20 protein-coding genes are annotated in these 24,939 nt (G+C 66.2%); 7 read left to right on the forward strand and 13 right to left on the reverse strand.

Features of this window, described 5'->3' with window-relative positions:
• The 6 genes from P8R42_17685 to P8R42_17710 are packed head-to-tail and all read right to left on the reverse strand — an operon-like array spanning position 1 to position 6,973.
• Positions 1–918 carry a tetratricopeptide repeat protein gene (locus P8R42_17685; GenBank protein MDG2306441.1) on the reverse strand — a complete coding sequence of 306 codons (918 nt, stop codon included), beginning with the start codon at positions 916–918 and terminating at the stop codon, positions 1–3.
• A complete protein-coding gene (locus P8R42_17690) occupies positions 908–1,972 on the reverse strand; it encodes an MlaD family protein (GenBank protein MDG2306442.1) in 1,065 nt (354 codons plus the stop codon). The genes P8R42_17685 and P8R42_17690 overlap by 11 nt, the downstream gene beginning before the upstream one ends.
• A gap of 14 nt (positions 1,973–1,986) precedes the next feature.
• A complete protein-coding gene (locus P8R42_17695; protein ID MDG2306443.1) occupies positions 1,987–2,724 on the reverse strand; it encodes an ABC transporter ATP-binding protein in 738 nt (245 codons plus the stop codon).
• A 10-nt stretch (positions 2,725–2,734) separates the two neighbouring features.
• Positions 2,735–3,541: an ABC transporter permease gene (locus tag P8R42_17700; protein MDG2306444.1), complete on the reverse strand. Its 807-nt coding sequence runs from the start codon at positions 3,539–3,541 to the stop codon at positions 2,735–2,737.
• 6 nt (positions 3,542–3,547) lie between these two features.
• Complete coding sequence (locus P8R42_17705) at positions 3,548–5,773, reverse strand: PBP1A family penicillin-binding protein (protein MDG2306445.1); 2,226 nt, start codon at positions 5,771–5,773, stop codon at positions 3,548–3,550.
• A gap of 51 nt (positions 5,774–5,824) precedes the next feature.
• Complete coding sequence (locus tag P8R42_17710; GenBank protein MDG2306446.1) at positions 5,825–6,973, reverse strand: hypothetical protein; 1,149 nt, start codon at positions 6,971–6,973, stop codon at positions 5,825–5,827.
• Positions 6,974–7,222: 249 nt separating this feature from the next.
• Between P8R42_17710 and thrC the strand changes: the two genes are divergently transcribed.
• Genes thrC through P8R42_17725 form a run of 3 tightly spaced genes read left to right on the forward strand, consistent with a single transcriptional unit; the run spans position 7,223 to position 10,907 of the window.
• A complete protein-coding gene (gene thrC / locus P8R42_17715; GenBank protein ID MDG2306447.1) occupies positions 7,223–8,587 on the forward strand; it encodes a threonine synthase in 1,365 nt (454 codons plus the stop codon).
• Positions 8,584–9,774 (forward strand): aminotransferase class I/II-fold pyridoxal phosphate-dependent enzyme, encoded by a 1,191-nt coding sequence (locus tag P8R42_17720; GenBank protein MDG2306448.1) that lies wholly within the window; start codon positions 8,584–8,586, stop codon positions 9,772–9,774. Before thrC ends, P8R42_17720 begins: the two co-directional genes overlap by 4 nt.
• Before the next feature lie 20 nt (positions 9,775–9,794).
• Complete coding sequence (locus P8R42_17725) at positions 9,795–10,907, forward strand: YncE family protein (GenBank protein MDG2306449.1); 1,113 nt, start codon at positions 9,795–9,797, stop codon at positions 10,905–10,907.
• 50 nt (positions 10,908–10,957) lie between these two features.
• Here P8R42_17725 and P8R42_17730 read toward each other — a convergent pair whose 3' ends face one another.
• A complete protein-coding gene (locus tag P8R42_17730) occupies positions 10,958–11,098 on the reverse strand; it encodes a hypothetical protein (protein MDG2306450.1) in 141 nt (46 codons plus the stop codon).
• 336 nt (positions 11,099–11,434) lie between these two features.
• Between P8R42_17730 and P8R42_17735 the strand changes: the two genes are divergently transcribed.
• Complete coding sequence (locus P8R42_17735; GenBank protein MDG2306451.1) at positions 11,435–13,990, forward strand: glycosyltransferase 87 family protein; 2,556 nt, start codon at positions 11,435–11,437, stop codon at positions 13,988–13,990.
• A 1,040-nt stretch (positions 13,991–15,030) separates the two neighbouring features.
• Positions 15,031–16,884: a sulfatase-like hydrolase/transferase gene (locus P8R42_17740; protein MDG2306452.1), complete on the forward strand. Its 1,854-nt coding sequence runs from the start codon at positions 15,031–15,033 to the stop codon at positions 16,882–16,884.
• 87 nt (positions 16,885–16,971) lie between these two features.
• Here the strand turns inward: P8R42_17740 and P8R42_17745 are convergent, their stop codons facing one another.
• The 6 genes from P8R42_17745 to P8R42_17770 are packed head-to-tail and all read right to left on the reverse strand — an operon-like array spanning position 16,972 to position 23,246.
• On the reverse strand, positions 16,972–18,456 hold the full coding sequence (locus tag P8R42_17745) for an SLC13 family permease (GenBank protein MDG2306453.1): 1,485 nt from the start codon (positions 18,454–18,456) through the stop codon (positions 16,972–16,974).
• Between the two features lie 60 nt (positions 18,457–18,516).
• Complete coding sequence (locus P8R42_17750; protein MDG2306454.1) at positions 18,517–18,729, reverse strand: hypothetical protein; 213 nt, start codon at positions 18,727–18,729, stop codon at positions 18,517–18,519.
• Complete coding sequence (gene truA / locus P8R42_17755) at positions 18,726–19,466, reverse strand: tRNA pseudouridine(38-40) synthase TruA (GenBank protein MDG2306455.1); 741 nt, start codon at positions 19,464–19,466, stop codon at positions 18,726–18,728. Before truA ends, P8R42_17750 begins: the two co-directional genes overlap by 4 nt.
• A gap of 6 nt (positions 19,467–19,472) precedes the next feature.
• Entirely contained in the window at positions 19,473–20,540 is a 1,068-nt protein-coding gene (locus P8R42_17760; GenBank protein ID MDG2306456.1) for an Asd/ArgC dimerization domain-containing protein, read from the reverse strand.
• Positions 20,537–21,652, reverse strand: a complete 1,116-nt coding sequence (leuB, locus tag P8R42_17765; GenBank protein ID MDG2306457.1) for a 3-isopropylmalate dehydrogenase — start codon at positions 21,650–21,652, stop codon at positions 20,537–20,539. The genes P8R42_17760 and leuB overlap by 4 nt, the downstream gene beginning before the upstream one ends.
• A 25-nt stretch (positions 21,653–21,677) precedes the next feature.
• Entirely contained in the window at positions 21,678–23,246 is a 1,569-nt protein-coding gene (locus P8R42_17770; protein MDG2306458.1) for a 2-isopropylmalate synthase, read from the reverse strand.
• A gap of 533 nt (positions 23,247–23,779) precedes the next feature.
• Here P8R42_17770 and P8R42_17775 point away from each other — a divergent pair.
• Complete coding sequence (locus P8R42_17775) at positions 23,780–24,499, forward strand: carboxypeptidase regulatory-like domain-containing protein (GenBank protein ID MDG2306459.1); 720 nt, start codon at positions 23,780–23,782, stop codon at positions 24,497–24,499.
• A 118-nt stretch (positions 24,500–24,617) separates the two neighbouring features.
• Positions 24,618–24,920 carry a hypothetical protein gene (locus P8R42_17780; GenBank protein MDG2306460.1) on the forward strand — a complete coding sequence of 101 codons (303 nt, stop codon included), beginning with the start codon at positions 24,618–24,620 and terminating at the stop codon, positions 24,918–24,920.
• Positions 24,921–24,939 lie beyond the last annotated feature (19 nt).

Raw genomic sequence — 24,939 nt, forward strand, 5'->3', positions numbered from 1 at the left:
CTATCTTTCGGCGGCTTTGCAGTCCGCCGGCGGAGTCGGGAGGCCACGACACCACTCGGCGATCCGCTCACCGTCGTGGCGCACTGCCGCCTCGTCGTGCAGGAAGCGATGGATGTCCTGCGCCCGGCGTCTCTCTCCGACGGCCCGCGCGAGATCGGCCCCGCCCGCGGCCCGAACCTCGCTGAGCCCGACGAGGTCGAGGGCGATCGCCGGCACGTCCTCGCGCTCCCGGTCGATCTGGTGGGCTTGCTCGAGCGATCCGAGCGCCGCGGCCGAGTCCCCGGCGCGGCGGTGCATCGCGCCCAGGTTGCGCAAGCGTGTGGCTTCCCCCGCCCGATCCTCCTCGGATCGGTCGATCGACAGCGCCGCCTCGAAGCGATTCGAGGCCAGGGCCAGGTCACCGGCCGACAGGGCGAGAAGACCCAGGTTGTTCAGAGCCGCGGCTTCGACCAACGGATCCTCGGCCTGACGCGCGAGGCCCAGGGCGGCCGCGTAATGACTCTGCGCGGCACCCAGATCCCCGCCCGTCTCGGCGAGAGTGCCGAGATTGTTCTCCGCCGCGGCCTCCTGACCGATCGCGCCGCTCTGGCGCGCGATGTCCCCGGCCTCGATGTACACGCGGCGCGCGGCAGCGAGATCCCCGGCGCGTTGGTGCAGGTTCCCGAGACGGTTCAGTCCACCGGCGACCGCATCGACGTCGTCGATGCTGCGATACGCATCTACGGCCCGCTGCTCGAGGATGGCCGCGCGCTCTAGGTCGCCGCTGAGCGAGGTCTCGTAGCTCGCCTCTTCGAGGGAATGGGCTCGGTCGCGGATCCCCGGCGTCACCGTCCGCCGAGCACTACCGCACGCGACGACAATCGTCGCGACCATCAACACGCCAGCGAGCCGGAACCCCCTGCTGGGTTTAGCGGCCATCGGACTCTCCGAGGCCGGGATCGCTCCGGCTGAGTCCCGTCGGAAGTCGCGCCGGCGCGGTCGGAATGTTGCCACGCAGCAAGATGCTCTTTCCGGCGGCGTCGAATACGTCGCTCGCCTTGCGAACGCCCTGCTCCGCCTGCACGCTCAGCGTCGGCAAGCTCTGGGATGCCAGCCTCAGGTTCTCGACGATCACCTGCAAGTCCGCGGCGATCGCCGGGAAACGCTCTGCGGTCTCGCGGAGCGAGACCGAAAGCTCCTCGACCTCGGCGGCGACCTGTCTCACCGAAGCCATCGTGGGCGGTAGATCCTGCGTCGCATCGCGGATCTCCGAGAGCGCATCGCGCCCGGAGCCGAGAAGGTCGTCGAGTTCATCCACCGTCGTCGACGAGTTCACGAGCGCTCCGATCGTGCCCTCGCCCCGGTCGACCTTCTGAAGGATGTTGCTGAGGCTGTCTAGGCCCGTCATGAGGGTTGAGTCATCGCTCGACATCTGGCCGGTCAGGATGGAGATGTCGCCGAGGATCTGCTCGAGTTTCTTCGCCATCGGCTGCACTTCGTCCAGGACGTCCGTGAGCGACAAGGGATCGACCGTCGTGAGTACCGCCCCAGGTTCGACGACGGGCTCCGACGCGCTGCCCACCGAGACCTCGATCGACTTGTCACCGAGGAGGCCGACCGAACCGACCGTCGCGATGGAGTCTTGCCGGATCTGTTGTCGGAAGCGCTCTTCGATCTTGATCACCACTTCGATCTCGGAGACGCGATCCTCGGCGGGCGGTGCCCCGGGCCCACCGGGATCCTGCCGCCGGGCTTCTCCGGGCTGTACGAAACGAAGCTGCTCGACCGTGCCAACAGATAGACCGGCGACGAAGACCGGCGCGCCTACGCGCATTCCGCTCACGTTGCCGAAGATCGCTCGAAGCTGGAAACGGTCCTCGAAGATCCTCTGCTCGGAGCCGAGCATCACGACCATGAACACGGCCGCCCCGACTCCGAAGAGGACGAAGAGGCCTACGATCATCTCGCGTTTTCTTTCGCTATCCTTTGCCATCGCTTTGGTTCCGTTCACCCATACAGGAAGGCCCGGACTTTCGGCACCGCGCTGTCCTTGATCTCGTCGAGCGTGCCTTCGACGAGCACGCGCCCCTCATCGAGCATCGCGACACGATTCGCGACCAGAAACGCGCATCGCACATCGTGCGTCACGACGATCGACGTGACGTCCCGCTCCTTCTGGAGGCGGAGGATCAGTTCGCTGATCGTGTCAGACGTCAGCGGGTCCAGGCCGGTCGTCGGTTCGTCGTAGATCACCACCTGGGGCTCGAGAACGATCGTCCGAGCAAGCCCCACCCTCTTTTGCATCCCGCCCGAGAGCTCACTCGGCATCTTGTCCTCGATGCCGTCGAGCTCGATCCACGAGAGCACCTTGGAGACCCGCTCGCCGATTGCCGCGTCGTCGAGGTCCGTGTGCTGTTTCAGCGGAAAGCCGATATTCTCGCCGACGGTCATCGAATCGAAGAGCGCCGCGCCCTGAAACAGAAAGCCGGTCTTCATCCAAATCGAATGCCACTGTTCGGCCGACGAGAAACGCGCTACGTCGACACCGTCGACGAGCACCTCGCCCTGGTCCGGCGTGAGCAGCCCCACCAGCATGCTGACCAGAACCGACTTTCCCGAGCCACTGCTCCCGAGGATGACCATCGTACTTCCTCGCTCGACCACCAAGTCGAGGCCACGCAGTACGTGGTTGTCGTCGAACGACTTGGCAAGCCCACGAACCTCGATCGCGAGCTCCGGCTTCACGCTCTGCCCGTTAGTAGCCAACGGTCACCAGGAGCTGAGTCATGAATACATCGGAGACGAAGATCATGAGCGACGAGACCACCACCGTCGCCGTCGTCGAACGTCCCACCCCACTCGTTCCACCCTCGGTGTGGAACCCGTAGTAGGCCGCGGTCCCCGAGATGATGAGCGCGAAGAACACCGTCTTGGCGAGGCCAGTCAGTACGTCGGAGAGGGTCACGTAGTAGAGGGTCGTCTCGAGGTAGCCCTCGGGAGTGACGCCGCCGAGAGTGGTCGCGACGAGAGCCCCGCCGAGAATCCCAAGGATGTCGGAAACCGCGGTGAGAAGCGGGAGTGCGATGACGCACGCCGCAATGCGCGTCCCGACGAGGTAGCGCTGGGGATCGACCGCCAACACACGAAGCGCATCGATCTGCCGTGTGACCCGCATAGACCCGAGTTCCGCGCTGATCCCAGATCCGGCACGACCCGCGACCATCAATGCCGTGATGACCGGCCCGAGCTCACGGGTCATCGCCAGGCCGACGCCGACGGCGACGTACTGCATGACACCGAACTTCTTGAGGAGGAACATCGTCTGGAGCGCCATGACGAGCCCGATCGCGAAGGCGGCGATGGCCGTCAGAGGCAGGGACCGATAGCCTATCTCGTAGACCTGCTGGACGACGATCCGCAGCGGCAGACCATGCCGGATCGAAACCCGAAGGCTCGAACCGATGAAACGGAGCCAACCTCCTACGAACACGGCGAGGCTGATCACTCCGCGCCCTGCCACCGTGATCAGCGACGGGCGCTCTTCGTCTGGGGTTTCCGACATGCTGGCCTAAGAACTTAGCTGGCCGTTGCCCGCCGTCCACTTGCGACAGCTTTCGGCGGGCGCCGTACCGGCCACGAATACCTCAGACACGCTGGGCCCACATTCCGGAGACGCCCGCAGGCCGGTCGCCTCGTCCAGCTCGACGACCTCGACCTCCCCGGGCCGACGAAACGGCTCGGGAGGCGCGCCGGCAAAGGCCCGCCTCGCAATGGCGCCCCAAAGGGGAACGGCCAACTTGGAGCCACCTCCGGGCAGGGAGCGATCATCGTCGAAACCCACCCACACTCCGAGGACGAGCGACGGCGTATACCCCACGAACCACGCGTCCCGCTGATCGGTCGAGGTCCCGGTCTTCCCCGCGAACGCCCCCCGGAGCCCACTGGCGCGCAGCCGCGCAGCCGTCCCATCGTCGACGACGCCCTCGAGCATCGTGTGCACGACGTACGTCGGGGCGGCCTCCGCCATCGGAGTCTCCACGGGTTCGACATCGTACAACACGACGCCGGACGGCGCCTTGACCGAATCAATCGCGAACGGCTCGACGCGAATTCCGCCGCCCGGGAAAACGGTGTAGGCCGATGCGACGTCGAGCAATGAGGACTCGAACGCACCCAGCGCGATCGACGGAAGACGAGGCAGCGGGCGCGACGAAACACCAACCCGCTCGCCGAACGCCGCGAGTCGCTCGATGCCGACCTGCTGCGCGAGACGCACGGTCGGAACGTTCAACGAGTCTGCGAGCGTCTCGCGCAACGTTACTTCGCCGCGGAAGCGGCCGTCGTGGTTGCGCGGCACCCACTCGGTCCGGCCAGAGCCCACCTTGATCGGCGCGTCCAGGAGGCGCGTCGCCGGCGTGACACCACTCTCCGGGTCCGCCACGGCTGCGAGCGCAACGAACGGCTTGAACATCGACCCCACCGGGCGACGCATTCGCGACGCCCGGTCGTACTGGCTCTCTAGGTAGTCCCGACCGCCGACCAGTGCGCGCAGCGATCCGGTGAGGGGATCGAGTGCGACGACCGCGAGCTGCGCTCCGCCAATCTCTCGACTCGCGCGCTCGACCTCTTCGGCGACGATGTCCTGCAACCGCGCATCGAGAGTGGTGAACACGTCACTGCCGGCGGACAGCTCCGCGGGCGCGAATCCGGCGTCCTCGAGCTCACCGACGGCGTGCTGAACGAAGTACGCCTCGCTCGCCGCACGACGCGTCTGGGGCAAGCCGCCCTTCTCCGCCCGAGCGGCGGCCGCCTCTTGCGGCGTAATCCACCGGAGCGCCTCCATCGTCGACAACACCTGATTGCGGCGAACGAGCGCCCGTTCGGGGTGGCGCAGCGGCGAGTAGATGTTCGGCGCTCGAATGATCCCGGCCATCGTGGCCCCCTCGCCCACAGTCAGATCCGAGACCGACTTGCCGAAGAAGACCCACGCGCCCTCGGCGAGACCGTGCACGCCGACCAGGCGATCGTGGCCGAGGTAGACGCTCGCGAGGTACGCCTCGAGGATCTCGTCCTTCGAGTACCGGCGCTCCAACGCCAAAGCGAGCGGGATCTCGCGCATCTTGCGCCAGATCGTGCGTTCCTGGCTCAGGAAGTGGTTTTTGATGAGCTGCTGCGTGATCGTACTGCCGCCCTGCTTCACCTCGCCGGCGCGCCAGTTCTCGCGAGCGGCGCGCAGGAGCGAACTGAAGTCGAGACCGAAGTGATGCGAGAAGCGCGCATCTTCCGCCGCCAGCACCGCGGCAACGACGACCGGCGGTACGTCCTGCAACCGCATCCGTCGACGACCGGTCCAGTGCGCATCGTACAAGCCGTCGAGCGGTCGGGGTTCGAGCTCGATCGCCGCGACGCGCCCATCGCGCTCGTCGACGATGTCGAGAACGCGGCCCTCCTCCAGCACGAGGCGCGCTCGTCTGGGGCTCCGGTCTCCGAAGGCATCCGACACGGGGGCGGGCCGAAGATGAATCTCGAGATCGTCGTCGGTCCGCCGAAACGTTCCCGGCTCTACCGGCTCGCCCTTCACCTCGCGGTAGTCGAGCGCGGCGATCTCGCCCAGGATTCCGGCCTCCTCGATCGCCACACCGATCGAGATCGTCTGGGGAGCGGCGTAGAAGCGGACCGGGTCGCGCCAGTGCTCGACGCCGAATCCCGTCTGGACGGTTCGATCGAGCCAGAACAAACCAAGTCCCAGGCAGACGAGGAGCCACAGGCCGAGCTTCACGCGCCAACGCCGCACGGCCTGAGTCTACTCCGGTCCGCGTCAAGCCGCGAGGGTAGAATTGCCGAGTCAGTTGGTCGACACCCGCGGGGGCGTTTGGTCGTCCCCCCGCGGTGTGGACTTCGGATCGGTGAAGACCGGCCGCGGAGACAGGGTCGGCTCCGGCTTGGCCGTCGGCTTGGCCGTCGGCTCGACGTCGCTCGGCACGGTGGGGACCGGGCGCGGCGTCGAGTCGACGATGACCGGCGGTGCGGGTCGGACGTCGGGAGTCCGCGTCGGCTTGCGGTCCTCCGTCGGGCGCGGGGCATCGGTCGGGCGCGGCGTGGCCGGGGCGTCGGTCACCCTCGGCGGGGCGATCGTGCGGGCGGGCGTCGCCGGAGTCAGGGTTCGGCCCGGAGTCGGCGTCACAGGGCCGACCGTGCGGGCCGGGGTCGGAGTCGAGGGAACGATCGTTCGGGCCGGGGTCGGCGTCGTGCGAGGCGGCTCGTCGGTCGCCGCCGGAGTGGGCGTCGCCTCGGGCTCATCGGTCGGCGCCGGTGTCGGTGTCGGCGCGGGAGTCGCGGTCGGCGAGGCACCCGGGGTGGGCACCGGATCGGTCACGACCGTGACGTCCGGCGTCACGTAAACCGTTGTCGCTCCACTCTCGGCGAGGGTTTCTACCTCCGCCGGAGGTTCGCCCGCGCCCAGGTCGAACGTGAGAAGCGCCACCTGGACGTCGAACTCGCCGTCGGGCGTTACGTCGGCGGGCGGATCGACGACCACTTCGGCCGTGAACTCCGGATCCGTGCCGCTGTAGACCACGTCACTGATCTGCCAGTTCTCGTCGCCGCCGGTCACCTTGACTGCGATGCGGATCGTGACCCCGTCTTCGAATCCTTCGGGCATGACCGGCACGTCGAAGCCACACGCACCCGCCGAGACGGCGCCGTCGACCATCACGTTGCCTTCTTCGTTCGCGAACACCGAGGCTACAGTGCCCGTACAATCGACCGGCTCCTGATCGGGCACGTCGGCGTCGACGGTCTCGCCGTCGCCGCTCGGATCGTCGACGTTGGTCGGACAATACTCGGTTCCGTCGCCATCGCGGCACTCGCCCTCATCGAGGACCGAGCTGATGACGAACTGCTCATCGAACCCACTCGAGCCGGTGCCACCAACCCCGAGCCCCCCTCCACACCCCAATACGAGCGCCAGCAGCGCGCTCGCGAGAATCCTCATCCCTGAGTCCTGATGATCCCGACGTCTCATACCCAACCTGTTGGCCAGCCGGCCGATCCGGCGCGCCGTCCTCCACTCCGCCATCTTTACTACACACAGGCCCCCCGCGGAACAAAAGATGTTAGCAGCGGGTCCGGGCCCGGGGACCACGCAAGTGCCTGGTAACCTGCCGCGGCACCCCACGAGCGGAGAAACGCCGCATTTCCGGGCCACTCGGAAGGACGGACGGCCGATGCTAGAGTCGGCGCCATGAAGCACAGGTGCTGGTTCCAGTGCATCGACCCCGGATGCGAAGAGAAGTACGAGATTTTCGAGGTCATTTATCGCTGCCGAAAGTGCAGCGAGCTCCTCGAGGTCGTCCACGACGAGGCGCGGCTGGCCCGAACGGGGCCCGAGTCCTGGAAGAGCCTCTTCGACGGCCGAATTCGCTCCAATAAGTGGCCCTACGGCTCCGGAGTCTGGTGCCGCAAGGAGATGGTCCTCCCTCAGCTGTCCGACGAGCACACGGTCAGCATGTACGAAGGTGGGACCAACCTCTTTTGGGCCGAGCGCTTCGGACGGGAGATCGGCCTCCCCGACCTCTGGGTGAAGCAGTGCGGCAACTCTCACACCGGGTCCTTCAAGGATCTCGGGATGACGGTCCTCGTGAGCGTCGTGAAGGAGATGCAGAACCAGGGGCAGGACATCCCCGCCGTGGCCTGCGCCTCGACCGGCGACACGTCGGCTGCGCTCGCGGCCTACTGTGCCGCGGCCGAAATCCCGGCAGTGGTGCTTCTTCCGCGCAACAAGGTCTCGCTCGCTCAGCTGGTGCAGCCGATCTCGAACGGCGCCATCGTCCTCTCTCTCGACACCGATTTCGACGGCTGCATGGCGACGGTGCAGGAACTCACGCAGCGCGAGAACATCTACCTCGCGAACTCGATGAACTCGCTTCGCATCGAGGGGCAGAAGACCGTCGGGATGGAGATCGTCCAGCAGTTCGACTGGCAGGTGCCCGACACCATCATCATCCCCGGCGGGAACCTCGGAAACGTAAGCGCCCTCGGCAAGGGGTTCCTGCTGATGGAAAAGCTCGGCATGATCGACCGCCAACCGCGGATCGTCGTCGCTCAGGCAGAGCACGCGAACCCGCTGTACCTCGCGTACAAGAACGGGTTCAAAGAGTTCCAGGCCGTCACCGCGAAGCCGACGCTCGCGAGCGCCATCCAGATCGGCAACCCCGTGAGCTACAAGAAGGCGGTCCGCATCCTGGAGCAGTTCGACGGCATCGTCGAACAGGCCTCCGAACAGGAACTCGCCGACGCGTCAGCGCACGCCGATCGGACGGGCATGTTCAACTGCCCGCATACCGGTGTCGCCCTCGCCGTGCTGCTGAAGCTCTTGAAACGCGGAGAGATCAAGAAGGACGAGCGTGTAGTGGTCGTCTCCACCGCGCACGGCCTCAAATTCGCGGATCAGAAGGCGCTCTATCACCAGAACGCCATCGCGGGCGTGACCGGCACGCATTCCAACGAACCGATCGAGCTTCCGAACGACGTCGAGCTCGTCCGCGAGACCCTGCGCCGCGTGATCGGTGAGCAGCAGGACCACCCGTCGGCGGGGGCGGAACGATGAGCACCGACGGTAGTCCGAAGCCCCGCCGGGGCCTCGCCACCGAGGCCATCCACGGGGGCGAAACACTCCCGCGCCCGGGGAACGCGATCACCACCCCGATCTTCCAGACGGCCACCTTCGTCTTCAAAGACACGGCCGAACTCGCCGCCCACCATTCGCACGAGCTGCGCCGACAGGAGTACGGCCGCTACGGCAACCCGACCACGCAGGTCGCGGAAGCGAAGTGCGCGGCCCTGGAGGGCGCCGAAGCCGGACTCGCGTTCGCCTCTGGAATGGCCGCGATTACAACCGCGCTGTTCGCCGTCCTCCAGCAGGGCCAGCACGTGATCCTCACGGACGACTGCTACCGACGCACGCGTCAGTTCTGCAACGGCCTCCTCGGAAAGTTCGGCGTCGAAGCGTCGATCGTCGAGACCGGCAGCGTCAAAGCACTCGAAGCCGCCGTTCGACCCAACACCCGCGTGCTCATCAGCGAATCCCCGACGAACCCGTACAACCGCGTCGTCGACCTGGGCCACATCGCGGAGGTCGGCAGGAAGCACAAGCTTCTCACGATCATCGACTCTACCTTCGCGACGCCGGTCAATTCGAGGCCACTCGATCACGGTATCGATCTCGTGATGCACTCGGCAACGAAGTACCTCGCCGGACACAACGACATTCTCGGCGGCGTCATCCTCGGGAAGGAACCGATCGTCGACGCCGTCCGCGACTGCCAGGGCGTGCTCGGCGGCGTGATGGACCCACATGCCGCGTACCTCTTGATTCGCGGTCTCAAGACGCTCCCTGTCCGCGTCGAGCGGCAGAACGCGACCTCGCTCGCCGTCGCCGAAATGCTGGCGGCGCACCCTCGGGTCGAAGCCGTGCACTACTCCGGCCTCCAGACGCATCCCGACCACGAGATCGCGCGACGGCAGATGAACGGCTTCGGCGCGGTCGTGAGCTTTGAAGTCAAAGGAGACCTCGGCGACACGTCGCGCGTGGTCGACGGGACCGAGATCTTCCAGATCGCGCCGTCCCTCGGAGGCGTCGAATCGTTGATTGAACAACCCGCACTGATGAGCTTCTTCGAGCTTAGTACCGAAGAGCGGCTCAAGGTGGGGATCAAGAACAATCTGATCCGGCTGTCGATCGGACTCGAGGATCCCGACGATCTGATCGCCGACTTGAAGCAGGCTCTCCGCTGAGCACCGCCTGGTCTATCACCATGCCGATTCGGATCTCCCTCGTCGCTCTCGTCACCCTCGTTCTGGGGGCGTGCTCAGACCAGGAGGTCGAAACCCGGCCCCCACTCCTGGTCACCGCCGACTGGCTGAACCGGTCGCTCACCGTCTTCGCACAGGAGCCGCTCCTCGCGGGTTCAGCTCCGGTCGAGGACGCGATCCTCGGAACCGTCGATCTCTCGGCATGGCCTCCCGGTCCCGTCGAAGTCGAGATCACTCCCGACGGCGAGACCGCCATCGTTGCCGTCGGCCCGGGCTTCTTCCAGAGCGGGATCACGAACATTCTGATCGGATCTCCCGACGTGCCGAACGGCAGCGCCGTGTTGCTGGTCGATCTCGAATCGCTCGAAGTCACCGCCGAAATTTCGACGCGCCACGCACCGCTCGGCATCGCGATCACGCCCGATGGAGCGCGCGCCTACACCGCGAACTACGGCTTGAGTGGTGCTAGCGGCGATTCGGTCTCCGTCATCGATATCGCCGCCGGCCGCTTGATCGAGGAGTTCTCCGTCGGCGGGCGGCCCGAGCAGATCGCGATCGATCCCGACGGGCGGATTGCGATCGTGAACCTCGCCGGAAGCCAGGGCGGTGTTCAGTTGTTTTCGCTGAGCGACCCGACCGGAACTCTGAGCGACCTCCTACCCACCGGGAACGATCCGTCGGACGTCACGTTCCTCCAGGATTCGACCCGCGCGATCGTCGCCAACAGCTTCAGCACCGATTTTACTCTCCTGGACACGTCGAACCCGGCCGCGCCGGTCGTTGTGCAGAACGTCCTCGCGGAAGGCGGCGCACCGTACGGCGTCACCTATCTGCCGGGTCGGGACCAGATCCTCGCGCCGACCGGTGTACCTGCGGCATTGATCGTCCTCTCGCGCGGCGAAAACATCGTGATCCCGTCGGCGCCTCTCGGCCTTCCCGGCGGGCCCTTCCCTCTCGTCGGCGTGCCCGACTCGAACGAGAGCCATGTGTTCGTCCCCCACATGAGTGCCCAGAGCGATGCACAGATGTCGATCGTGGACCTCGACGACGGCGGGGTCCGATCCGTTCGTTGGCTGGAGACGAGCGGACCGGCCTACATCGCGACCTGGCCGTAACCCGAGACCCCAGACTTGATCTGCTGATCAAACGAGGTCCCACTTCCCACCTAGACGGTGTCCGGGGTGCGTCCGCCCGTGAGGTCCATCTCGATCACGGGACCGTGCGGCCCCTCGATCTTCACGACCGTGCGTCCTTCGCGCAATCCCGCGAGGATCCCGGCAACGCTCAACTCCTCGGCCCAGACCATGGTCGTCGGTGCCGCCAGCGGGGAGTAGAGCGCGCGTCTCCTTCACCACCGCGGTGGTCGTCGGGGTCGCGCGGGGTCGCCGCGTAACACGACAGCTGACTCACCGTGTTGTGTTCGGACATCAGGACGGCGTCGAGCCCGCGACCCTCGGCAAACGAGATCACCCACTGAGGCGTCGGGCTGCCGATCGGAACACCCGGCGGAAGTGGTCGAGTCGCATCTGTTGAACCTGATCCCGATGGGGAGGTACTCAAAGCATCGATCCGGCATGTCGTCGGATGGCACCCCGCTGGAGGGGACCCGGTTTTGCTCAGGAGACGCGGCAAGTCACGATCGTTGTTCACGTTCTTTTTGCTGGTCCAGCTGGGCGTGCCCCTCGCCGCCCTCGCCGACGCCGTTCCCCAGAACATCGAGAACGGTGCGCTGACCGAAGCCCGGGCCCAGAACCCCGAGCTGCCGGCGGGATGGGAGACGAGCGCGGACACCCCGCACGACGGCGCGTTTCGGTGGATCGACGGCAATCGGGGGCTCGGCGCGCTCGAGATCCACAGCGCCACACCGGTTGAGGCCGAGTGGTTCCAAGAAGCCCCCGTCGAGCCCGATCGCTGGTACCGGTTCTCCGCGTTCGTTCGTATGGCAGGCGTCTCGCCAAAGCAGGCCGGCGCCCGGCTCGCGACCGAAATGACCGCCATCGCGCCCGACGAGAGCCCCGGCTCGCTCGAGGACTCGGGCTGGACTCCCGTCGTTCGATGGTTCCACACCGCGGGCGACGAACACTCCGTTCGGGTCTCGTGCCGCCTCGGCGGCGATCGCCAGCCCGCCGCAGGCGAGGTCGCGTGCTCGCGGTTTCGCCTCGAGCCGGTCCACGGCCCTCCGCCTCACCTCGCGGGCGAGAGCGAGACCGCTCGAGACGGGACGTTCTCCGGGTTGCTCTCGGGTCTCGCAATCCTCACCGCACTCCTGGTCGCGATCGGGCACCATGGCCGCCTTCACCGCTCGGCGGAGAGCGCCGAATCGGCAACTCTCGCGTGGCTTCTCGCCGCGATCGGCGCCGCGAAGATCGCGCAGGCCCCCCTGTTCCAGCACCCCGGAGACCTCTCCATCTACGGGGGCTGGGCGATGCAACTCGCCGAGCAAGGTCCGGCTCGCTTCTACGCGCCGAACAATTTCGCCGACTACCCGCCCGGCTACATGTACGTGCTCTGGTGGATCGGCGCCGCGAGAAACGCGCTCGGCCTCGCACCGACGTCCGCAGCGTACGTCGTGCTTCTCAAGCTCCCGGCAATTCTCGCGGACGCCGCGATCGCCTGGCTTCTCTTCGCGCGACTCAGACCCACCGACCGGCGCGTTGCGTGGGGCGCGGCTCTCGCGTTCAGCTTGAACCCGGCGCTGTGGCTCAACTCGGCTGTCTGGGGGCAAACTGATGCAATTCTCGCTTTGCTTCTCTTCCTCGCATTCCTCTTCCAGGGAGAGCGCCGCTTCGAGTTGGCGTCCGTCTTCACCACGCTCGCCGCGCTGACGAAGCCGCAGGCCCTCCTCGTCATCCCGCTTCTGCCGCTCTGGCCGGACCGATGGTGGAAGGGCGTCCGGCCGCTCACCTGTCTCGCCGCGGCCCTCGCCACGACCTACATCGTCGCCGAGCCCTTTCGCGGACCGCGCCCCTGGTCCTTCCTACCGGACCTCTACATTTCGACGATGGGCTCGTATGCCGAGACGTCGGTCAACGCCATGAATCTCCCTGCCCTCCTGTTCGGCATGCGCGCTACGGACCTCAAGCCGATCTTCGGCCTGACGCCCAACATCTGGTCTCTCGCGATCGGCCTCGCCATCGGCGCACTCTTCTTCGCGGCCTACCTGCGCCGTCGAGATCGGCTGCTCTTCACCGCGCTGCTCGCATCCGCGATGCTCGTGTCGTTCGTGTGCCTCTCCAGGATGCACGAGCGCTACCTCTACCCATTCTTCCTCTTCGCCGGCTTGATCTCGGTCACCGGGCCCGTCGGCGCGCTCTACTGGGCACTCTCAGCGGTCTTTGCCGTCAATCAAGTAGTCGTGCTTCGGTGGACCGACTCCATTCCGCCGTGGATCTGGCAGACCGGCGCCGTTGCCAACGGCCTCCTCCTCCTCGCCTGGCTCGCGGCGGTCTGGCAGATGGCGCGCGGACGGCTCTCGCCCTCCGGCGAGGCTGCGCTCAATCGAGACGAGGAGCCCGACGGCAGCAACAGCCGAACGGGACAGCTGCCGATGGTGCTTCTCGCCGCTGCCGCGTCGCTCGCGCTAGCGAGCCCGGCACTCTGCGCGACCGAGCTCATCGCCGTGCCGCCCCCGGACGCACCCGAGGACGCCCAGCCTCCCACGTGGCGGCTCGAGGGGTACCGGACCGATCCCGGCCCCGTGACCTTCGGCTGGCGACGGAACGAGATCGGCTTCGGCGTGCTCGAGATGTCGACCGCAATTCCCAACGACCTGCGATGGGTCCGCGACGTACCGGTCGCACCTGACACCTGGTACCGAATCGCGGGGTGGCTCCGCGCGGACGGCGTGACGACCGACGTCGGCGTTCATCTGTGGATCGTCGGAACGCACCGTCAATCACGCGACGTCGCGGGGACCAGCGGGTGGCAACCGGTCACGCTCTGGGTGAAGACCGGCGCCGACGAGACGACGCTCGAAGTCGCGTGCCGGCTCGGCGGCGGACCGTATCAGACCTCGGGCACCGCCGGGTGCGCCGGCCTCACCATCGAAGTCGCATCGCCGCCGGCAGCCGACCACGGCTTCGGATTCGAACCGACCCAGCCTCACCCGTACGAGACCATGGCGCCGCTCGTACAGACCACGGCCGTCCTGCTGGCGCTTCTCGCCGGGTTCTGCGCGTGGCGATCGTCACGCGGTTGACCACTCGAACGAGCGATCCAACCCCGTCGGTTTCGACCACGAGCCTCCTGGGCTTCGATCTGCCGAGATGGTCGCCGGCCAGCAGCGAACTCCGCGGATCCTCTTCAGTTCGTCGACGCTATTTCGGCGATCTCATTTTCCTCGAGTCCTTCTTGCGCAGGTTGCCGGAAGGCGCTTCGATCTTGCCTTCGACGTCGCACGGAACGAACGAGCCGCCATGACCCTCGCGCTCCCCCGACCGAATGCGCGCGACCCGCACAGAGCAGAAGAGCGCACGCGGTCGATTGGAACAACCGACTCCTCGAACGACTTGGAGTCCCGACTCCACATCGCACTCCTGGGCTCGCCGTAACCCCCGACGCCCGAACGGAGCCACGCGCGCTCCTCGAGGATCGGATCGGCCCCCTCGACCCGAAGCCCCCCTGCTCCTGTTCCACATCGACTCTCGGCGGGAGGCCAGAGTCTGGCCTCCCGGGCACTTCGCTTCGGTGGCCGACCGACTCGAGCAGGACCTCGGTTGCGTCCCCCTCCTCACCGTCGGACCGGACCAATCCGACCTCCTTTGCGGCGCCGCGCTTGTCGACGACCTGCTCGTTCTCGTGACGCGCCGTTGGAACCTGCGCCGCGTGGGATTCGGAATCGGACTGCTCCCGCTCGGCGTTGCCCTTGCGACAGTAGTCAGCCTCGCACCGCCGCCCGGGAACATCCTCAGGCACGCCGGATGGATGTTCTGGGATCCGCAGAGCGTGGCTCCGAAGGAGACTCCAAAAGACACGGCGCTTCCCGAGATCTGCCGCGCGGCGCGTTCGTCGCCTCGCGCCGACCGTAGGAAGTCTCTCTTGGGTGGGGGACCCCGCGATCGCGCCCCCACACGACTACCGCGAGCCGGAGCAGCGCGGCCGCTTCGTCGCGCAACAGCGGCGTGCCTCGAGTCCGTCGATCGCGCGCCCAGCCCAGAGCGGCGGAGATCCTGTCTCCTTGCTTGACAGTCCTTCCGAGAAGCCGTTAGCGGTAGGCGCGCGCGGACGGAGGGGAACCAGATGACGGAGAGACCGAACGTACTGGTGTTGATCACCGATCAGGAGCGGCGAGGTCCAGCCTACGAGGACGACGCCGTCGCTCAGTTTCGTTCCGAACACCTGCCCGCCCGCAGGTGGCTTCAGGAGAATGGCGTCGAGTTTGCGCAGCACTACACGGGCGCGACTGCGTGCAGCCCCAGCCGCCCCACACTTCTTACCGGCCAGTACCCGAGCCTTCATGCCGTGACCCAGACCTCGGGAATCGCCAAACACCACGGAGATGCGCGACTCCGCTGGCTCCGGCCGGCCGACGTTCCAACCCTCGGGGACTACTTCCGTGCCGCCGGCTACGACACCGTCTACAAGGGCAAGTGGCACGTCTCGGATGCCGACCTGCGCGACGACACCGGGCGTGTCGTCCGCACATCCAATAGCGCGGGGGAGAGAATCCCCGACGGCGAGCGCGTTTACGAAGAAGCAAATCCGCTCGGACCCCTGGGGTTCGACGGCTGGATCGGACCAGAACCGCACGGCGCCGCTCTCGGAGACGCCGGCGTCCGGCGCGACACGATCTTTGCGGATCAAGCGACGAGCTGGCTTCGTGCCCGCAGCAAGGAAACCGCGGACGAGCCGCGCCCCTTCCTTCTCGTCGCGAGCTTCGTCAACCCGCACGACATCTGCCTCTGGCCGAGCTTCGCGATCCGCCCACCCATCCCCCTCACCGGGCCCACTGTCCCACACATCGAGGCACCGCCCAGCGCCGGTGAGGATCTGTCCACCAAACCCCAAGCACAGCAACGGTATCGCGAAGCGTACCTTCGGATGTACGGCCCCGAACAGATGATGCGGAAGGTCTATCAGAACCACCTGTCCGCGTACCGGAAGTTCTACTATCACCTTCACCAACTCGTGGACCTGGAGATCGATCGCGTGCTCACCGCGCTGCGCGAGGGTCCGTTCTTGGACAACACCGTCGTCGTCTTCACGTCGGACCACGGAGAGCTTCTCGGAGCGCACGGCGGGCTGCACCAGAAGTGGTTCAACATGTACGAGGAGACCGTCCGCGTGCCGCTCGCGGTGAGCCACCCCGCTGCCTTGGGCCCGAAGGGGAAGCGCGTCGACGACTTCGTCACGTCCCACGTCGATCTGCTGCCCACCTTGCTCGGCCTCGCGGGCCTTGACCCCGCCGGCCTCGCCGAGCAGCTTCGCTCCACGCACTCGGAAGTCCACCCGCTCGTAGGTCGGGATCTGAGTCCGTTCGTCCGCGGCGAAGCGATCCCCGCCGAATCGAGCGCGGTCTACTTCGCGACGGAGGACCGGATTCTCGAGGGAGACCTCCAGATCTCGGCGATCGTTCAGAGCCTCCCACCACTGCGCCATGTCGTCGCCGGTGCGTACGACTCCGTCCGAGGGTGCCCGAGTTCCATCGAAGGCGTCGTCGTCCGCCTCGTCGATGGCGACGGGAACGGCCGCACCTGGAAACTGGTTCGCTACTTCGACGATCCCGATCTCTGGTCCGAGCCCGGCCGGTGCGACAGCTACCGCTACCAAGCCGGGGCACGCGCCGGAGAACTCGAGCAGCGCACCGCGCCCTACCCCGACGAGTGGGAACTCTACGACCTGGCCAACGATCCCGCCGAACTCACGAACCTCGCAGCCGCTACCGACCACGCCGCGATCTTCACCCACTTCAAAGGCGTCCTCACCGACGAACGCACCCGCAAGCGCCTCGCCCGAAACGACGCCCGCCCCTACGCCAAGGTCGACCCCCTCCCCAAACCTGAGCAACCCTGGCTCGACCTCACCACCATCCCCGGCCTCGTCCCCCTCCTAGACCACCTCGTCACCGCCGAAAAAGATGGGGACGTTGATTAGTCACGGCCGAATGTTTAATCGTCGAAATTCTGACGACTAAAGACTCGTCCGAGATTAAAGAACGTCCCGCCTACGATTAGGCCCTGACTAACCAACGTCCCCCCCTAGAAGAGCGGGCGCGATGATGTGGCAGATTGCGGTTACGATGGCGATGCCGATTAGGTTGAGCCAGAAGCCAGCGCGGACCATCTGAGGGATTCGGACGTTGCCGGTGGAGAAGACGATGGCGTTGGGTGGGGTTGCGACGGGGAGCATGAAGGCGCAACTCGCGGCGATCGTGACGGGGACGGCGAGCAGGATCGGGGAAACGCTCGATTGAACTGCGATGGCGCCGAGGACCGGGAGCAACGTCGCGGCGGTCGCGAGGTTGCTCGTGAGTTCCGTCAGAAAGACCATCAGCGTGACAGCCGCGATCACCAAAACGAGCGGACCCCACGCGCCGAGCGGTGAGAGACTCTCGCCGAGCCACAGCGCGAGGCCCGTTTTCGAGACGGTCTTCGCGAGGCTCAGGCCGCCGCCGAACAGGATGAGAACTCCCCAGGGCAGCCGTGCGGCATCCTTCCAGACCAGGAGCTGCGGCTGCGCTCGGTCCCCACTCGGCAAGAGGAACAGCGCGACGGCCCCCGTCATCGCAATGCCCGCATCCGAGAGGCCCATCCACCCCAAGCCGCTCGAAAGCGGTCGGCGGAGGATCCAGCACGCGATCACCGAGAGGAAGACGAGGCCGACCCGCTTCTCCTGCGTCGTCACGGCGCCCATCTCGTCCCGAAGCGCGTGCAGATGTGCCTCGATGGCGCGGTTCTCCCCGATCCGTACCGGAAAGAGAATGCTCGTCAGGAGCCACCAGGCGAACGGCAGCATCAGCGCGCTCACCGGGATTCCAATCATCATCCAGCGGGCGAAGCTGATCTCATAACCGTACGTGTCCGCAAGATAGCCGACGAGGAACGCGTTGGGCGGTGTCCCGATCAGCGTCGCGAGCCCGCCGATGCTCGCCGCGTACGCGATCCCGAGCAGCATTGCGACGGCGAAGTTCTCGCGATCCTCCTCGCCGACGCCGCTCGCACCGTCCCGAACCACGGCGATGACCGACAAGACGATCGGCAGCAGCATCATCGTCGTAGACGTGTTGGTCATCCACATGCTCAAGAGAGCACACGCCAGCATGAAACCGCCGATGAGACGTCGACCATCTGTTCCAATCCGTTCCAGGATCGCGAGGGCGACCCGGCGGTGTAGATTCCACCGCTCGACCGCCAGTGCCAGCAAGAAACCTCCGAGGAACAGGTAGACGATCGGGTCGGCGAACGGCGCAGCCGCTTCCCGAAAGCTCGCAACGCCCAACGGCTCGAAAACGATCAAAGGGAGGAAGGCCGTCACCGCGACCGGCACGGCCTCGGTCGCCCACCAGATCGCCATCCACAGCCCGACCGCCGCCGTCCGCCACGCCATCGTCGGCATGACGTCCTGAAACGGATCCGCGCCGAGCATCACGGCGAACACCAGTGGGCCGAGAACACGACCTACCGTCGTGTGCCGATCGCGTTTCTGCAGGCCGGAGTTCGCAGGCAAGAGCCCCGCCTCAGAAGAGTCGACGCGCGGAGCGTCGGCCCGACTCAGCCGTGGGCTCCATCACTCCCCCGCCGTGTCCCAATGAATCTCCCAGAACTCCGGCACCGGAGGCTTCAGTTCGAAGTGCCCCCCGAAGCAATCGAAGCTGGGACGATGCATGAGCCGCTCCTGCAGAAGCCGCATGTACTCGTCGAGCCCCTGCCCGGCCGGCGGCGATCCCATCTCCATCCGCTTCTTCTCGCCACACTTCTTGCAGGTCACATCGACTTTCATTCGTACCGCACCCATTCGAGGAAGAGGCCTTGCGGCGGCGCGGGAGCGGCCGCCTTGGTTCGATCGCGCGCGTCGAGGATCGCACGCAATTCGTCCACGGTACAACGCCCCCGCCCGACATCGACGAGCTGGCCGACGATGTTCCGAACCATGTGCCTTGCGTAGGCGTTCGCCTCGATCCAGTAAGTGATGAGCGGACCATCACGGACGGGTTCACTCCGACCGACTCGTCGCACGCTCGGCCGTTCGATGCGATCGGAGCCCTGAAAGCTCGCGAAGTCATGCCGGCCGACGAACACCTGGGCCGCCTCGGTCATCGCGTCGAGATCGAGCGGGAACCGGACATGCCACGCCGTGCGACGCTCGGTCGGAGAGGGCCGGCGCTCGTTCCAGATCCGATACTTGTACGCGCGGCACACTGCGTCGCGGCGCGGATCAAAATCGTCTGCGACGAGTTCCATGTCGCGCACGACGATGTCGGGCGGCAAGATGCAATTCGCCGACCAGACCACACGATCTAGATCCCTGAGCGGCACCTCGGTATCGAACGCGATCACCTGCCCGTTGGCGTGCACTCCCGAATCCGTACGCCCAGCACCCAGAACCAGCAGGGGTTCACGAACGATCGTACGGAGCACGTCCCGCAGGGTCTCCTGCACTGTCCGGCCGTTCCCGGTCTGCGTCTGCCACCCGAAGAAGTCGGTACCATCGTAGGCAATGGTCGCCCGATACCGCATCGCCCGTCAGCCGCGGGCGTCGCGCAGAGCGATCTCGAGGGTCGCCACCGCGTTCAACGCGACTCCCTTGCGCTGGTCGTCGAGACAGAGCCAGAACGCAAGTGCACCGTCACGGTGTGGATCCGCACGAACGTGCGCCACGTGCACGGCGTCGGAGCCAGCGACCTCGATTGGTCCGGGCGACAAGTCTAACGCCTCGATAGGAGTCTCGTCTTCGGGGCGCCCCTCGTCCTGCTCGCCGGCCTGGGTCGAGCCCGCGACGAGAAGCCCCCGCCCGCGAAGTAGCAGTCGCTCGGCCTCGTCGGGATCCAGCGGCTCCTCGGTCTCGACGTAGACCGACTGCCCGATTCCGTAGAACACGGGCGCGCGCACTCCGGTCGCCACGACCTCGATCGCGGGTTCACCGAAAATCGCACTGATCTCCCGGGCGAGCACGTGCTCGTCGGCGGACCAGGGCGAATCGTAGTCACCCCGTTGCGGGCGCAGGTTGAAAGCGAAGTGCTCCGGGTCCAGCTCCTCATCGAGTCCCGCACCCTGCATCAGCGCGACGGACTGCCGAGACAATCTCTGGGCTCCGTCTCGCCCGTTCGTCGACGCCGGGTACATCACGGTCGTCACGACCCGGCGCACCCGGCCCGCTTCGTGCAGCGGCGCGAGCGCGACGGCGAGCCCAACCGTGGCCGGAGACGCCAGGGCCAACGGGCCCGAGGCACCAATCGCCCCGACCAGATCTGCATTCACTTCGGGCACGATCGGAACCGAGCCAGTGCGCGCACTGGCCGCCGGTGTCGCGTCGAGTACCAGCACGCCATGGGGGACGTGGTCGACCAGCTCACTCGCAAGATCTCCGTCGCCCGAGAACAGGACGGCGTCGGCCCCGGCGAGCCCCAGAGCATCGGCACGCTCCACGCGAAGTCGATTCTCCTGGTCCACCTCGATGAAGTCGCCGGCCCCTCCCTCCCCGCCCAGCGCACGAATGCCCTCGAGTCCGAACCCGCGCTCGAGAAGGACGCGCAGGATCTGTTCGGAGATCTCCGCATCGTCTCCGACGATGGTCACACGCGGGCCGGTCATTCGGCGAGGCGCTCCCGGACGGCCTTGCCCATGTCACTCGTTGAGAGCGCCGTCTCGCCCGGCTGAGCGAGATCGCCCGTCCGCAGTCCATCTGCGAGGACCTTGTCCACCGCCCCCTCCAACCGAACCGCCGCCTCGTCCTCTCCGAGCGACGTGCGCAGCATCATCGCGGACGAGAGGATCATCGCGAGCGGGTTCGCGATGCCTTTGCCCGCGATGTCGGGCGCACTACCGTGGATCGGCTCGTAGAGACCGAAGTTCACGTTACGCGTCTCTCCCCGAACGTCACGCGTTCCGCGTCGCGTGCCGAGCGACGCGGACGGAAGAAGTCCCATCGAGCCCGGAAGCATCGCCGCCTCGTCGGTGAGGATGTCGCCGAACATGTTCTCGGTGACGATCACGTCGAAGTCCCGCGGACGCGAGATGAGATGCATCGCCATCGCGTCGACGAGAAGATTATCGAACGCGACGTCGGGATGCTTCTTCGCAACTTCGCCGGCCACTTCACGCCACAAACGCGAACTCGAAAGCACGTTCGCCTTGTCGACCGACGTCACCTTGTTGCCCCGCCCCTTCGCGAGCTCGAACGCAACCTCCACCACGCGCTCGATCTCGCCCTCAGTGTAGAAGAGCGTATCGACGGCCTCGCGACCCTGTGCACCCGTCCGACGTTCACTCGGCTCGCCAAAGTAGATGCCGCCCGTGAGCTCACGGATGACGAGGATGTCAACGCCCTTCACGACTTCTTCCTTGAGCGTCGAGGCCGAAACCAGCGCGTCGACCGGCTTCACCGGGCGCAGGTTCGCAAAGAGCTCGAGCTCCTTGCGTAAACCGAGAAGCGCCTGCTCCGGCCGAACCTTCGCGTTCGGGTCATCCCACTTCGGACCGCCGACGGCCCCGAGAAGGGCGCCGTCGGCCTGACGCGCGAGCTCGACGGCCTGCGCCGGCAAAGCCTCGCCGTATTCGTCGATCGCGTGACCGCCGATGATGGCTTCCTCGAACTCGAGGCCGAGGCCCGTCTGCTCGTCGAGGGTGCGTAGGCAGGCGATGGCTTCGCTCGTGACTTCAGGGCCGATGCCGTCGCCGGGAAAGACTGCGATCTTCGCGGTCATGGAACGGTACTCCTCTTCTCGTTGATCAGGGCCCGTGCCGCTCTTCCGCGGGACGGTGCGCCTTCAGATATTCCAGCTTGTTCAGTGCGGCGACGTACGCCTGCGCGCTGGCCATGATGATGTCGGTGTGACTGCTCCGACCGATGGCGCTGTTGTCGCCGTCGCGGAGCAAACAGGAAACGTCGCCCTGCGCGTCGGTGCCACCGGTGATCGCCTTCACGACGTAGCGTTCCAACGCAGGCCGCTTCCCGCCGAGCCCCTCGACGGCTTGCGCGAGGGCGTTGTAGGTCGCGTCGACGATGCCGTCGCCTCCCGCCTCGGCCTCGACCTCAGACTCGCCGACGCGAATCTTCAGCCGCGCGTGGGGATCGTCCGTGCTCGAAACCGACGCGTCGAGGTCGAGCAGCTCGAACTGCTTCGGGACGCGCCTCGACTCCTGCGCGACGATCGCCATCAGGTCTTCGTCGTAGACGTTCTTCTTCTTGTCGGCGAGCGCCTTGAACGCGACGAACGCCTCGTTCATGTCGAGCTCGGGGTACCACAGGCCCAACGTCTTCAGACGATCGAGAAAGGCATGTCGCCCGGAGTGCTTACCCAAGACCAGGCTGTTCGACGGTCGACCGATCGTCGACGGCTCCATGATCTCGTAGGTGAGTGCGTTCTTCAGAACGCCGTCCTGATGAATCCCCGCCTCGTGGGCGAACGCGTTGTCGCCGACGATCGGCTTGTTGATCGGCACCGTGATTCCCGTCACCTGCGTCAGCAGGTGGCTCGCACGGTAGATCTGCTCGGTCTTCACGTTGGTGCGGATGCCTTGGAAGTAGTCCTGGCGGGTTTCGATCGCCATGACACACTCTTCGAGCGACGTGTTGCCCGCACGCTCACCGATCCCGTTCAACGTGCACTCGATCTGACGCGCGCCACCCTGGACCGCGGCCAGCGAGTTCGCCACCGCCATGCCCAGGTCATTGTGGCAGTGGGTACTCCAGCGAACCGACTGCCCGTTCTCCACATTCTCACGCAGGTACTCGAACTGGGCCTTGGTCTGCTCGGGGATCGCGTAGCCGGTCGTGTCGGGGACGTTCAGGACGGTCGCACCGGCCTTCACAGCCTCGTTGAAGACCTCGACCAGATAGTCGAGACCCGTCCGGGACGCGTCCTCAGCCGAGAACTCGATGTGGTCCAAGTGCTTCTTCGCCAGAGCAACCGCCCACCCCGTCGCCTCGAGCACCTGCTCCTGGCTCATCATCAGCTTGTGTTTCAGGTGGATGTCCGAAGTCGCGATGAAGATGTGGACGCCCGGGTTCTTTGCCTTCGAAACCGCCTCGATCGAGCGGAGGATGTCGGCCTCCTTGGTGCGCGACAGGCTCAGAACCACCGGGGTGGTCACCGAGGCCGCCACGGCCGAAATGGCCTGGAAGTCCCCCTCGCTCGAAGCGGCGAAACCGGCCTCGATCACATCGACCCCCAGCTCCTCCAACTGGCGGGCGATCGCGAGCTTCTCCTCCACGTTCATCGTGGCGCCCGGCGACTGCTCGCCATCGCGCAACGTCGTGTCGAAGATCTGGACTACGTTTTCCGCCTTGTGCTCCATGTTCTCTTCCCTTTCCCGCCGCCGAGACCGGGCTGCCGCCTCCGGAACTCACACGACCCCTGCTCGGAACATGGCGTCGGATACAAAAACGCCACGGGGGCATGTGAGCGCCCGTGGCGGATCCGGTGGAGCAGCGAAGCTCCCCGCGGTGATGAGCGGAGAGATTCCCTAACCAGCCGGCGCCAGGGGCGCGCTGGTAAGGGAGAGGCTCAGCAATGCTGCCTCTACCCGGCCCAACCGGTCCTGGCTTCGTACCGTCATCATTTTAAGGCCATACGGTTCGCGCCGAGTGGAGTCAACGCGGCCCTCCTAAAATTGTACTAGTGTGGGTTTCTTGCTAATTCTCGCGGGGTTGAGCCGGGTGGTTCGCGGGGCATTTTCATGGCCGTCCTCGGCTGACCGCGACCTCGCCCACTGTTAGGTGTACTTATCTCCGAGGGGACGGAGAATTCGTTTGAATCATGTCCGCGCCCCCGGTACCCACACAGAAAACGTAGTTCTCAAGAGGCCTTTTCGGCCGGAATGGAGCGAGCATGAACGGGAAGTCGTATTGGCGCATTGGCGCCCTGGCAATCTTGGCTGCCGCGGTGGCCATGCCGTCGGTCGCATCGGCCGAAGGGACGGTCTCCGGCAAGGTCGCCTTTGATGGCACCGCGCCCAAGCGCAAGAAGCTCCGGATGGACGCCGACCCGGTCTGCGCCGCCTCGCACGACGAGCCGGTTCTCGCCGAGGAAGTCGTCGTCGGCGACGATGGCGGCCTGCAGAACGTCTTCATCTTCGTGAAGGAAGGTCTCCCCGAGAAGGATTACCCGGCACCGAGCGATCCGGTCGTCATCGACCAGAACGGTTGCCACTACGAGCCGCACGTCATCGGTGTGCAGGTCGGCCAGCCGCTGCAGATCCTCAACAGCGACAAGACCCTGCACAACGTGCACGGCATGCCCAAGACGAACGCCGGCTTCAACTTCGCGATGCCGAAGTTCGTGAAGAAGAAGGACCACCAGTTCGACTCGGTCGAGACGATGGTCGCCGTGAAGTGTGACGTCCACCCGTGGATGAGCAGCTACATCGGCGTCCTCCCCCACCCGTTCTTCGCGGTGACGGGTCCCGACGGCACGTTCGAGATCGACGGCCTCCCGGCCGGCGACTACACGATCGAAGCCTGGCAGGAGAAGCTCGGCACGCAGGAGGCCAAGGTCAACGTCGCAGCCGACGGCACGACGACCGTCGACTTCACCTTCAAGGAGTCCTGAGGCCTCACCTCGAGGCCGCCGGGCTCTCCCGGCTCGCCGAAATGCGGCCCGGCAACCTCAACGGTTGCCGGGCCGTTTCCGGCGCGACGCCCCAACACACTCACGAGGGCGAGAACGCATGAACATGCAGACATCGCTCTTCTGGTTCACAGGAGCCGCCTTCTTCGTCGTCCAGCTCGGGATCCTGCTGGCGCTCATGCGCCAGAGTCGGTGCGCGGACCTCGAAACCGCCGCGAACGGACGGCTCGAGATCGTCTGGACACTGGTCCCCGCCTCTCTCATAGCGGCTCTAGCCCTGATGCTAGGAGGGCTCACGACGGGCTCCTGGACGGACTCCGAGACCCCCATTGCGGCAGCCCCCGGCATCACGTTGCGCTGGGCCGGCCCCGAGAACGAGCCCTCGGCGGAGCGTCGCCGATGACGGGCAAAATGCGCCCGGG

Source organism: Candidatus Binatia bacterium, assembly GCA_029243485.1.
Taxonomy (GTDB): domain Bacteria; phylum Desulfobacterota; class Binatia; order UBA12015; family UBA12015; genus VGTG01.